This window comes from Aggregatibacter sp. oral taxon 458 str. W10330 (assembly GCF_000466335.1).
Taxonomy (GTDB): Bacteria; Pseudomonadota; Gammaproteobacteria; order Enterobacterales; family Pasteurellaceae; genus Aggregatibacter.
This window is the reverse complement of the sequence record NZ_KE952621.1, coordinates 38344-49513: the sequence shown is the minus strand read 5'-3', so window position 1 is coordinate 49513 and position 11170 is coordinate 38344. Positions and strand designations below refer to the sequence as shown.

Here is an 11170-nt window from a genome sequence, read left to right as displayed (position 1 = left end):
GCACTTGAAGTCCAAGCTCCCGCATTAAACGTTGGATTTTTTTATGATTTACATCAGGCAAACAGGCGTGAACACGTCGGTAGCCATAATCAGGATGCCGAGCTTTGATGCGTTTAATCGCCGCTTTAAGCCTCTTATCCTTATCCGGTTTAATCTGAAGTTTAGCAAAAAACGTACTACGCGCTAACTGTGCAAAGCCTAAAAGCCATTTTAACGGATAGCATGTTCTTAACCTTTGGATAATTTCCGTTGCTCGGCTTCGTCCTGAAGCCTGAGCCTTCTCAACTCCTTTAGGTAGGCTACCTCCGCTTCAAGCTGTAAAATTCTCAGGCGCAAACGGTCTTCTTCTGTTTTGGGTGGCGGTGGCATTCTGGCATATTTAGGTTTCATCGGCGGTCGTCCTGATGGTTTGCGAGGAACAAGTCCTTTTATGCCACTTTTTTCAAACCGTTTCAACCACGTCCCGACTAAGGCATTAGAAGGAATATTGTAAAAACGCGCGGCTTCTCTGATACTCATTTCTCTATTCAAGATAGGTCGGAGAATTTGTAATTTAAATTCTGTTGTGTAGTGTTTACCCATAAAAAATCTGCACCTCAATTGTTGGTTTGTTTAGTCCAACTTTTGGGGTGCAGATCAAAATTCACCGCACTTTTAGCCCCGCTTTTTTATCGACTTACAACAAAATCTCCGCACACAAACCGATGCGTTCGCCGGCAGCATTTTTACGGTTAGACAGGTTGAGTTGGTAATGATGCAATTCGGCAATGCGGCGAACAATAGACAAGCCCAAACCGCTGCCTTTTTCGTTTTGGCCGGCGGGGCGATAGAACCGTTGACCGAGTTTAGCCAGATCCACCTCATCCACACCGCCACCGTTGTCTTCCACCAAAATTTTGTTTTTTTCCAACCGCACTTTAACCTGACTGCCCGCCGGGCAATAACGAATGGCGTTGTCGATCAGATTACGCAGCATAAGCGCCAACAACAACGGCTGCCCCATTTTTACCGGTGGCGCGGTGGTTGGCTCAAATGCCAACGCGATTTGGTGTTTTTCCGCATGAAAATACAATTCTCCCATCAACGACGGAATCAACTGTTCCCAATGAATTTCCTGTAAATTCTCCAGTTCTTTCAAATTATCCAAGCGAGAAAGAGTTAATAATTGCTCGATCAGCTGGGTTGCGCGATCGATGCCTTTGGTCAGATTTTCCAATGCCTGTTCACGCAAATGAGCGTCATCACCGGCAAGTTGCGCCACTTCCGTTTGGATGCGCAAAGCGGCAAGCGGGCTGCGCAATTCATGAGCCGCATCAGAAGTAAAACGACGTTCACGCAATAAGGTGGCAGAAGTGCGGTCGAAAAATTGATTTAAATTTTGAATTAACGGCAAAATTTCGGTCGGCAAATTGTCGGTCGGTAACAACGACGTGTCATCCGGCGGGCGTTTCGCCACTTGTTCGCCCACTTCTTTTAGGCTGCGTAATTCTCGGCGAATAATCAACCCGAGTGCGGTTAATAAAAACGGCAAACCGGCAAACCAAATCCACATTTGCCCGAATACCATTTTATTGATCAGTTCATCGCGATATTCCTGCTCCTGCCCCACGGCGACTATTAAACGACCACCGGCAACAGGTAACCAGAAAATACGCCAGTCATCATCGTCCTCTCGAATTTTACTGAGTGAAAAGCCTTTTTTAGGCGCATAAATAAAGTTGTCGCCATTTTCGCCATCACTGAGCACAATAGTGCCGTCTGTAGTAAAAATCGCAAAGGCCAACGCATCATCGTCAAAACGGTGCTTTTTAAAAGGACGGCGTGGTTGTGGGTTGTGACGATCGATTAACAGATGGCGTAAATCAGAAGAAGCTAGCCGTTCGGCAAAGAGAATTTGTTGTGCATCAAAAACTTGATTCACTTCTTTGCGAACTTGAAACCACGCCACTGCCGTGGAAAGCAACCACACGAAAATCGATGCCAGAGACAAGGTGGCAATTAACCGAAAACGGAGGCTACGCTTTTGCCAATTCAGTTTCTTCATCATTTTTTCCTAAAGCATAACCCACGCCATGCACGGTGCGAATAAATTGTTTACCGAGTTTTTGGCGCAAATTATAAATATGCACTTCCAAGGCATTGCTGTTGACTTCGTCATCCCAGTTGTAAAGTTTTTCTTCTATAAAATCACGGGTGAGGACGCGTTCTTTATTCAGCATAAACAGCTCAAGCAGTTTGTATTCACGCGTGGTTAATGCAATTTCTTGTTCATTCAACAACACTTTGCGTTGATTCGGATCGAATTTGACGCAGCTATGCTGAATAATCGGGCTGGCATGCCCATAACGACGACGAATCAACGCTTGCAAGCGCGCCACCACTTCCGCCAACGCAAACGGCTTGCATAAATAATCGTCTGCGCCACGTTGTAAGCCCGTAATGCGTTCATCTAAGGTATCTCGCGCTGTTAAAATCAACACCGGCACATCCTGCCCGTTTTTACGCCACGCCTGCAGCACATCTAAGCCATCCATTTTCGGCAACGTTAAATCTAACACCACCGCATCATAAGGCGCAGCTTGCGCTGCCGCCAATCCGCTTTTGCCGTCAGTAAACCAATCCACCGCAAAACCCGACTTGGTCAAACCGATTTGAATGCCGTTGCCAATAAGCGCATCATCTTCGATTAATAAAATTCGCATAAAAAAATCACCGCACTTTTCACTTGAGAGATCGCCATAATAAAAACAAACAAAAAGTGGCTCATCACCACTTTCTGTTTTTGGTCGGATTATTTTACAATTTTTTCGACACGATCAATATCGACTTCCATTTTATCCCAAGATTTATCCACTTCGCCGTAAAGTTTCACTTCATCGCTTGGGGAAATATCCTGACCTCGCCATGCTTTACGGTCGATTTCCACTTGGATTTCGCCACTGGCATCTTTGAAAATAAAGTCATCCTTGTCTACTTGTTTGATGATGTTACCTTGCAAAATGATGTATTGATCGTCTTTCCAGGTATTTGCATCTGCTGCTTTGCTGACGGTTTGATTACCGTTGACAAAGCCTCCGTGTTTAAATTCACCTTTGTGGTGATACTGTGCATATTGTGCCTGTTGTGTCTGCGGATCTTGGAAACCACCTTTGGCAAAAGCGCCGCTTACGGCAACGGTTGCTAATACGAAAATTGTTGCTAAACTACGTTTCTTCATTTGAAATCTCCTTCATAAAGTTCATTATCACAAAGCCCCCTTGCTTTGTTGAGAGCTATTAAATCAAGTAAAACTGAAGAAAAGATTAAGAAAGCTTAAAATTTTTTAAAAAAGAGAAAAAGGAAATATTATGCGTTACGACAATATGTCTGCGTTTATTGTGATGGATATTGTACGAGAAGCCGCGAAATACCCGAACGCCATTCATTTTGAAATCGGTCAGCCGGATTTACCGCCGTCGGATAAGGTCAAAGCCGCACTGCAAAATGCCGTGCAGAACAATCAATTTAGTTATACGGAAAGCCTTGGGCTTCTGGCGTTGCGAGAAAAAATTGCAGCGTATTATGACCGCACTTATCAGGTAAAAATTAACCCGAATCGGATTTTACTTACGCCCGGCACCAGCGGGGCATTCTTAGTGGCTTATGCCCTTACCTTAAATCACGGTGACAAATTGGGTTTAACGGATCCGTCTTATCCTTGTTATAAAAATTTTGCCTATATGATGGATATTCAACCGGAATTCATGCCGGTGGATAAACAAGATTGTTATCAATTAAGCGTGGAACAATTAAAACGCCATCAAATTAAAGCGTTACAAATTTCCTCGCCGGCAAACCCAACAGGCAATATTTACACCACCGAACGCTTGAAAGCGCTTAACGACTATTGTCGTGAGCACGACATTGCCTTTATTTCCGATGAGTTGTATCACGGTTTGGTGTATGACGAAGCTGCTGCAACAGCATTGCAATTTAACGATAAGGCTTATGTCATTAACGGTTTTTCCAAATATTTCTGCATGCCGGGCTTACGTTTAGGTTGGATTATCGTGCCGGAAGATAAAGTGCGTGAAGCAGAAATCATTGCGCAAAATATCTTTATTTCCGCACCGACATTAAGCCAATATGCCGCATTAGAGGCCTTCGATGACGTGCATTTAGCGCAGGTAAAACAGCAATTCCAAGCGCGTCGCGATTTTTTATATAACGCCTTAAAAGACATTTTTACCATTGAATTTAAACCGCAAGGCGCTTTTTATTTGTGGGCGGATGTATCTAAATACACCGATGACAGTTACGAATTTGCCAAACAAATGCTCCATGAAATTCAGGTCGCGACTACGCCGGGCATTGATTTTGGGCAAAATGGTACGAAGCATTATTTGCGTTTTGCTTACACTAGCAACATCGAGCATTTGCAAGAAGGGGTAAACCGCATTAAACGCTGGCTGGCAAATAAATAAAAATTACCCATTCCAGTCATTGAACCACAAAATTATGCGCCTATAATAGGCGCGAATTTTTACTTTCTATTAACAATAAGCCCTAAAATTATGAGTATTCGAATTCTACCTGAAAATGAAATTAAACAAGCGGCAGCCTCTTATACTGCGCCGCCACTGTTGTTTTCCAGCCCGAAAAATTTATATCAACGTCGCGCTGCGCGTTTAAGAGAGTTAGCCCAAGATCACCCGCTTGCTGATTATCTGCTATTCGCTGCAGCGATTGCTGATGCGCAATTAGAACTGCTTGAAAATATGCCGATTCCGCAAGATCCGAGACTGGAAAAACTGTCCGGCGAACAATTAGCGCATCAACCGTTAAATGCACAACATTGGCAGCGTGATCCAATTTGGCGCAAATTATTGACCGCACTTTTAGAGAAATTAAAACCTTCTGCCAACGACCAGATTCTCACCACCATCGAATGGTTAGAAAAAGCCGCTGACAGTGAATTGGAAGACCTTGCCGATAAAGTCTTGGCGCAAGAATTTGCCACCATTTCCAGCGATAAAGCGGTGTTTGTATGGGCTGCATTATCCTTGTATTGGCTTCAATTAGTGCAACAAATTCCTCATAATGCGAAACAAGAAAGCACGGAAAACCTTCATTGTTGTCCGGTGTGTAACACTGCGCCAACGGCAAGTTTAGTACATTTTGGCAGCCAACAAGGTCTGCGTTATTTGCACTGTGCGCTTTGTGAAAGCGAATGGAATATGGTACGTAGCCAATGTTCTAATTGTGGACAAAACAAAGAATTAGATTATTGGTCAATTGATGATTATATGGCAGCCATTCGAAGCGAAAGCTGCGGCAGTTGTAAAAGTTATTTAAAAATTATGTTCCAAGAAAAAGAACCGAAAGTGGAAGTGATTGCCGATGATTTGGCTTCTCTTTTCTTAGACATGGAAATGGAAGAAAAAGGCTTTATGAAAAGTGGCTTAAATCCGTTTATTTTTCCGGCGGAATAAGCACGAATTTCTACCATGCGCAGTGCAGGATTTCGTTTTAAGCAATTTCATGTCAATCATGATCGTTGCGCCATGAAAGTGGGTACTGACGGTGTTTTATTAGGTGTTTGGGCGGATGTAAATTACGCCCAACAGATTTTAGATTTAGGCACCGGCAGCGGATTGATTGCGTTAATGTTAGCGCAACGCAGTGCCGCAGAAAGTCAAATTCATGCCGTTGAATTGGATCCTGCCGCCGCACAACAGGCACAAGAAAATGTCGCCGCCTCGCCTTGGGTGGAAAAGGTTCATGTGTATCAACAAGATGTTTTTACGTTTTGTCAGCAAACCCCAGTAAAGTTTGATTTAATTGTGGCGAATCCGCCCTATTTTGAAAGTGGCATTGCTTGCCGAGACACTCAGCGCAACACCGCACGCTATGTGATTCAATCTCATGTTGCGTGGTTGGAGGCAGCACATTCTTGCCTCACGTCACAGGGCAAAATCAGCTTTGTCTTACCTTTTGAGGCCGCCGAAACGTTGCTAAAATCCACCGCACTTTCTTGCATTGCCCGTTGCGATGTAGTGACGAAAGCCGGAAAAACACCTCAGCGCGTGTTATTGACTTTTTCTGCGCAAGCACAACAAACGGCATATCAACAACTGACGATTTATGATGCGCAAAATCAGTACCATGAGGATTTCATCGCATTAACGAAAGACTTCTATTTGGCGTGGTAAGTCATGGCAGGGCAAGCATCATGCGTTTTGCTTTACCCGCTCCTCTTATTCAAACTCCAATTCCACCGCACTTTCACCAAGCAACGTCACAAGTTCTGTCAGCAATTCATCGGTTGGATTGACCGACCATTGCACGCCCATTTTGACTAAGGCTCTGCCTTGTGGGCTTTGGTAATAAATATGCACTGGCAGGGAATTGCCGCTGTAAGGCTGTAAAACCCGTTTAAATTGCTTAATGAATTGCGGTGTGATTTGTTCTTGAGACAGGCAAATCGCCAGGCTTTTCGCATAACGCGCACGCGCTTCATCAATCGTCATCAAATCCCGCACAGACATACGCAAACCTTGTGAGAAATCGTCAAAACTGACCTGTCCTGACACCACGATCACCGTGTCTTTTTGCAGTTTCTCACCGAATTTATCTAGCGCTTCGCCAAACAAGGTTAAATCTAAACGACCGGAGCGATCATCAATGGTGGCAATGCCGATATGGTTGCCTTTCTTGGTCACGGCAATGCGAGTATTCACCACCAAACCGCTGGCGGTGCTCATTTGTCCACGATAATTCGGGGTGAGTTCTTTCAGACGAACAGGACTATAATGGGACAATTCTTTCAAATAACGACTCACCGGATGGCTGCTGAGATACAGTCCGAGAGTTTCCCGTTCACCGTCTAAAATCGTTTTTTCCGTCCAAGGGGCAATATTGGCATAGGAATGTTCCACTTCCTCGTTAGTTTCTGTCAACACGCCAAACATATCCGTCTGCCCTAAAGCTTCGTCTTTCGCATGTTGATCGGAAGCACGCAAGGCATCTTCCAGATTTTGCTGCAAGGCAGCGCGATGTGGCCCAAGTTTATCGAAAGCACCGGATTTAATCAGGCTTTCAAACGTGCGTCGATTGATTTTCTTTAAATCCACCCGGGCACATAAATCAAACAAGTTTTTGAAAATACCGTCTTTCTCACGGGCTTCTACTAGCGCCGCAATCGGCCCTTCGCCCACGCCTTTAATGGCACCGATGCCGTACACAATTTCGCCGTTTTCATTCACACTAAAATGATGTTTTCCGGTGTTAATATCCGGTGGAACCACATTCAAGCCCATGCGCATACATTCGTCGTACAAGCCAACGATTTTATCGGTGTTATCCATTTCCGAGGTCATGACCGCCGCCATGAATTCGGCAGGGTAGTGCGCCTTCAGCCACAGGGTTTGATAGGACACTAAAGCATAAGCCGCAGAGTGGGATTTATTAAAACCATAGCCCGCAAATTTTTCCACCAAATCAAAGATTTTCATGGCAAGATCGCCGTCCACGCCGTTCTTGATAGCGCCTTCTTTAAATACGGAACGCTGTTTGGCCATTTCTTCCGGTTTTTTCTTACCCATCGCACGACGTAATAAGTCCGCACCACCTAGCGTGTATCCCGCCAACACTTGCGCAATTTGCATGACCTGCTCTTGATACAAAATAATGCCGTAGGTTGGCTCTAAAATTGGTTTAAGAGATTCATGTTGATAGTTGGCATCCGGGTAAGACACTTCTTCACGCCCGTGTTTACGGTCGATAAAGTTATCCACCATGCCCGATTGCAACGGGCCCGGTCGGAACAAGGCTACTAACGCGATAATATCTTCAAAACAGTCCGGCTTGAGGCGCTTAATCAAATCTTTCATGCCGCGCGATTCCAACTGGAACACCGCCGTGGTTTCGGCATTGAGCAACACCTCAAAAGATTGGTGATCATCCAATGGGATAGTGTTGATATCCACTAACGGTTTGCCTTCTTTTTCCATGCGCGCGTTAATCATGTCCAACGCCCATTTGATGATGGTTAAGGTACGTAAGCCTAAGAAGTCAAACTTCACCAAACCCGCATATTCCACGTCATTTTTATCGAAGTGGGTGACCGGATGTTTGCCTTCCGAATCGCAATACAGCGGCGAGAAATCTGTAATTAACGTCGGCGAAATTACCACTCCACCAGCATGCTTACCGGCATTTCGAGTGACGCCTTCCAGCTTGCGCGCCATATCAATGATGGCGCGGACTTCTTCGTCCGCATCGTAAATTTCTTGCAGTTTTGGCTCGGCTTCAAATGCTTTAGCGAGCGTCATACCGGGATCCGGTGGCACTAATTTGGAAATGCGATCCACAAAGCCATAAGGTTGTCCCAGCACCCGCCCCACATCACGAATCACCGCTTTTGCCGCCATGGTACCGAACGTAATAATTTGCGACACCGCACCGCGCCCATACATTTCGGCAACGTGCTCAATCACGCGGTCACGTCCGTCCATACAGAAATCCACGTCAAAGTCAGGCATGGAAACCCGTTCCGGATTGAGGAAACGCTCAAAAAGCAAATCGAATTCCAACGGATCCAAATCGGTAATTTTTAACGCATAAGCCACCAAAGATCCTGCCCCGGACCCCCGCCCCGGCCCCACCGGAATATCATTATCTTTTGACCATTGGATAAACTCCATCACGATCAAAAAGTACCCCGGGAAGCCCATTTGGTTGATGACATCCAGTTCCACCTGCAAGCGTTCATCATATTCCGAACGGCGCGCTGCACGCAGTTTTTCATCAGGAAACAGCACCTTGAGGCGCTCTTCCAAGCCCTCTTTGGCGCGTTTCACAAGGTAATCTTCGGTGCTTAAATCACCGGTTGGAAATTGCGGTAAGAAATATTCGCCCAATCGAATGGTGACATTACAGCGTTGTGCAATCAGTAGCGTATTCTCCAAGGCACTTGGCACATCGGCAAACAAATCACACATTTCTTGTTCAGAACGGAAATATTGTTGACTAGTATAATTTTTAGGACGTTTCGGATCGTCTAACGTGAAACCGTCATGAATCGCCACGCGAATTTCATGGGCTTCAAAATCTTCTGCCTGTAAAAAGCATACATCATTGGTCGCCACCACGGGCAATTGTTCCCGTTCAGCCAGTTCTAACGCGGCTTGGATGTAACGTTCTTCATCAGGGCGACCGGTACGAGTAAGCGTCAGATAAAAATGATCAGGGAAAAATTCGTGGTAAAAATCCACCGCACTTTTGAGTTCGTCAGTATTGCTGCGCAGTAATTTTTTACCTACATCGCCATTGACGCCGCCGGATAAAACAATCACCCCGGCACGATGTTCTACTAGCCACTGCTGATCAATATACGGCACATCGACATAACCGCGCTCATAGGCTTTTGAAAGCAACAACGTGATATTTTTATAACCTTCATTATTTTTTGCCAAGAGGGTTAAACGGAATCTTTCCTCGCCACACAACTCACTTTGCACCAGCACATCCGCCCCGATAATCGGCTTCACGCCGGAAGATAATGCCTCACCATAAAACCGCACCAAGCCACAAAAATTCGTGAAGTCCGTTAACCCCATCGCCACCATGTTATTTTCCACGCAGGCTTTTACCAACGGTTTCACTTTGGCGATACCGTCAATCATGGAAAAATCACTGTGAACCTGCAAATGAACAAAACGTGGCGGTGACATAAACATCCTTAAAATAACAAAAAGTGCGGTCAAAAAATCCAATGGATTTTGCGCGTTAGCTTGAGCAACGGTGGCAAAGCCATAGTGGGTAATTTTAGCGGTATTTTGGGAAATTGTAGAGAAAAAATACGTGGCTTATGACGTTCTCTCTCGGCATCAAAGGGGACTGTATGGCATGGTTGAGATAAAAATACGGCGAAAAATACTGAGATTTTTCACCGTACTTTGCTTTTAGGTAATTTAATGCAACGTGGTTACTTTACTTCGCGGAACATAATTTCGCTCGGAATCACCGATCCTTGCCAGTAAAGTTCGCTTGCCACTTTTTCGGCCAATTGCATGAAGGATTTGGCAATGTCGTCTTCAGGCGCAGCGATAACTGTCGGTTCGCCGCGATCCAGATCTTGACGAAGACGGATGTGTAACGGTTGTTGTCCTAATACTTTGATATTGTATTTATCCGCAATGCGTTCTGCACCGCCGGTGCCGAAAATGGCTTCTTGATGGCCACAGTTGCTGCAAATGTGCATGGACATATTTTCTACAATACCTAATACCGGCACGGAAACGCGCTCAAACATGGCAATACCTTTCACTGCATCTAACAAAGCGATGTCTTGAGGTGTTGTCACGACAATGGCGCCGGTTACCGGGATTTGTTGGGATAGCGTCAGCTGAATGTCACCGGTGCCTGGAGGCATGTCGATCACAAGATAATCCAAGTCAGGCCATAGGGTTTCTTGTAATAGTTGGCTTAATGCGCTACTTGCCATTGGACCGCGCCAAATGGTGGCGTTGTCTTCGTCCATGAGGAAACCGATAGAGTTAGCATACAAACCGTGTGCTTCGATCGGGGTGATGTGTTGGTTATCCGGTGAGGTTGGGCGTTGATGCGGTGCACCAAGCATGTGCGGAATAGAAGGACCGTAAATATCCGCATCTAAAATCCCTACGCGCGCACCTTGTTGTTGTAATGCAATGGCAAGGTTGACGGAAACGGTAGATTTACCCACGCCGCCTTTACCGGAGCTCACCGCAATAATATTTTTTACACCTTTCACAGCAGGATGGTTGTTGGCGCGTTTGAGGGTGGCGATTTGGTAGTTTAGTTGCCATTTGACATTTTCTACGTCTGCCGCCGCTTTTAACGGTTCGGTTAAGGCGTTTTTTAATTCGGCAAACGCTGTGTTCCAAGCGAAAGGCATGGATAATTCCACGCGTAGCGTATTTCCGCCTTTTTCGACTTTTTTCAACGCGTTGAGTGAAACAAGATCTTTTTGCAGAGTAGGATGTTGAAAGTGTTTAAATAGCTGAACAAGGTGTTCCTTTTGCTGTTCCGTTAAATTGTCGGAAAATAATGTCGCCATAATGCTTCCTTTTTTATGTCATAAATTCGTCGGGCGCTATTTAATCATGCACGCCTTTATCTGTTAAGTTAAAAATGCGTAAACCGTGAT

Annotated in this window: 10 protein-coding genes; 3 read left to right on the top strand and 7 right to left on the bottom strand. The window is 45.2% G+C overall.

The features are described from left to right. From HMPREF9065_RS10485 to HMPREF9065_RS01340, 5 genes are all read right to left on the bottom strand, one after another. A partial coding sequence (locus tag HMPREF9065_RS10485) for an IS3 family transposase (protein WP_369751038.1) occupies positions 1–154 on the bottom strand: 154 nt, incomplete at its 3' end. A gap of 74 nt (positions 155–228) precedes the next feature. Next, the gene (locus HMPREF9065_RS01325) at positions 229–582 is read right to left on the bottom strand and encodes a helix-turn-helix domain-containing protein (RefSeq protein ID WP_021616867.1); all 354 of its coding nucleotides are present in this window, start codon (positions 580–582) and stop codon (positions 229–231) included. A 94-nt stretch (positions 583–676) separates the two neighbouring features. Then, positions 677–2047 (bottom strand): quorum sensing histidine kinase QseC, encoded by a 1371-nt coding sequence (gene qseC, locus HMPREF9065_RS01330; protein WP_021616866.1) that lies wholly within the window; start codon positions 2045–2047, stop codon positions 677–679. Further along, positions 2016–2702: a response regulator gene (locus HMPREF9065_RS01335; RefSeq protein ID WP_021616865.1), complete on the bottom strand. Its 687-nt coding sequence runs from the start codon at positions 2700–2702 to the stop codon at positions 2016–2018. The genes qseC and HMPREF9065_RS01335 overlap by 32 nt, the downstream gene beginning before the upstream one ends. Positions 2703–2791: 89 nt before the next feature. Continuing rightward, complete coding sequence (locus HMPREF9065_RS01340; RefSeq protein WP_021616864.1) at positions 2792–3217, bottom strand: YgiW/YdeI family stress tolerance OB fold protein; 426 nt, start codon at positions 3215–3217, stop codon at positions 2792–2794. 130 nt (positions 3218–3347) lie between these two features. Between HMPREF9065_RS01340 and HMPREF9065_RS01345 the strand changes: the two genes are divergently transcribed. The 3 genes from HMPREF9065_RS01345 to HMPREF9065_RS01355 all read left to right on the top strand — a co-directional run bounded on the left by HMPREF9065_RS01345 (position 3348) and on the right by HMPREF9065_RS01355 (position 6191). Further along, positions 3348–4463, top strand: a complete 1116-nt coding sequence (locus tag HMPREF9065_RS01345) for a pyridoxal phosphate-dependent aminotransferase (protein ID WP_021616863.1) — start codon at positions 3348–3350, stop codon at positions 4461–4463. A 90-nt stretch (positions 4464–4553) separates the two neighbouring features. Then, on the top strand, positions 4554–5471 hold the full coding sequence (gene fdhE / locus HMPREF9065_RS01350) for a formate dehydrogenase accessory protein FdhE (protein ID WP_021616862.1): 918 nt from the start codon (positions 4554–4556) through the stop codon (positions 5469–5471). A gap of 15 nt (positions 5472–5486) precedes the next feature. Then, entirely contained in the window at positions 5487–6191 is a 705-nt protein-coding gene (locus HMPREF9065_RS01355; RefSeq protein ID WP_021616861.1) for a tRNA1(Val) (adenine(37)-N6)-methyltransferase, read from the top strand. 45 nt (positions 6192–6236) lie between these two features. Here the strand turns inward: HMPREF9065_RS01355 and dnaE are convergent, their stop codons facing one another. Continuing rightward, entirely contained in the window at positions 6237–9713 is a 3477-nt protein-coding gene (dnaE, locus tag HMPREF9065_RS01360) for a DNA polymerase III subunit alpha (protein ID WP_033002739.1), read from the bottom strand. Positions 9714–9967: 254 nt separating this feature from the next. Beyond that, positions 9968–11080: an iron-sulfur cluster carrier protein ApbC gene (gene apbC, locus HMPREF9065_RS01365; protein ID WP_021616859.1), complete on the bottom strand. Its 1113-nt coding sequence runs from the start codon at positions 11078–11080 to the stop codon at positions 9968–9970. Positions 11081–11170: the final 90 nt, after the last annotated feature.

Excerpts from the sequence above, each read along its gene's own strand:
- HMPREF9065_RS01325 (WP_021616867.1), bottom strand. The coding sequence starts at position 582 with ATGGGTAAACACTACACAACAGAATTTAAATTACAAATTCTCCGACCT.
- qseC (WP_021616866.1), bottom strand. The coding sequence starts at position 2,047 with ATGATGAAGAAACTGAATTGGCAAAAGCGTAGCCTCCGTTTTCGGTTA.
- HMPREF9065_RS01335 (WP_021616865.1), bottom strand. The coding sequence starts at position 2,702 with ATGCGAATTTTATTAATCGAAGATGATGCGCTTATTGGCAACGGCATT.
- HMPREF9065_RS01340 (WP_021616864.1), bottom strand. The coding sequence starts at position 3,217 with ATGAAGAAACGTAGTTTAGCAACAATTTTCGTATTAGCAACCGTTGCC.
- HMPREF9065_RS01345 (WP_021616863.1), top strand. The coding sequence starts at position 3,348 with ATGCGTTACGACAATATGTCTGCGTTTATTGTGATGGATATTGTACGA.
- fdhE (WP_021616862.1), top strand. The coding sequence starts at position 4,554 with ATGAGTATTCGAATTCTACCTGAAAATGAAATTAAACAAGCGGCAGCC.
- HMPREF9065_RS01355 (WP_021616861.1), top strand. The coding sequence starts at position 5,487 with ATGCGCAGTGCAGGATTTCGTTTTAAGCAATTTCATGTCAATCATGAT.
- dnaE (WP_033002739.1), bottom strand. The coding sequence starts at position 9,713 with ATGTCACCGCCACGTTTTGTTCATTTGCAGGTTCACAGTGATTTTTCC.
- apbC (WP_021616859.1), bottom strand. The coding sequence starts at position 11,080 with ATGGCGACATTATTTTCCGACAATTTAACGGAACAGCAAAAGGAACAC.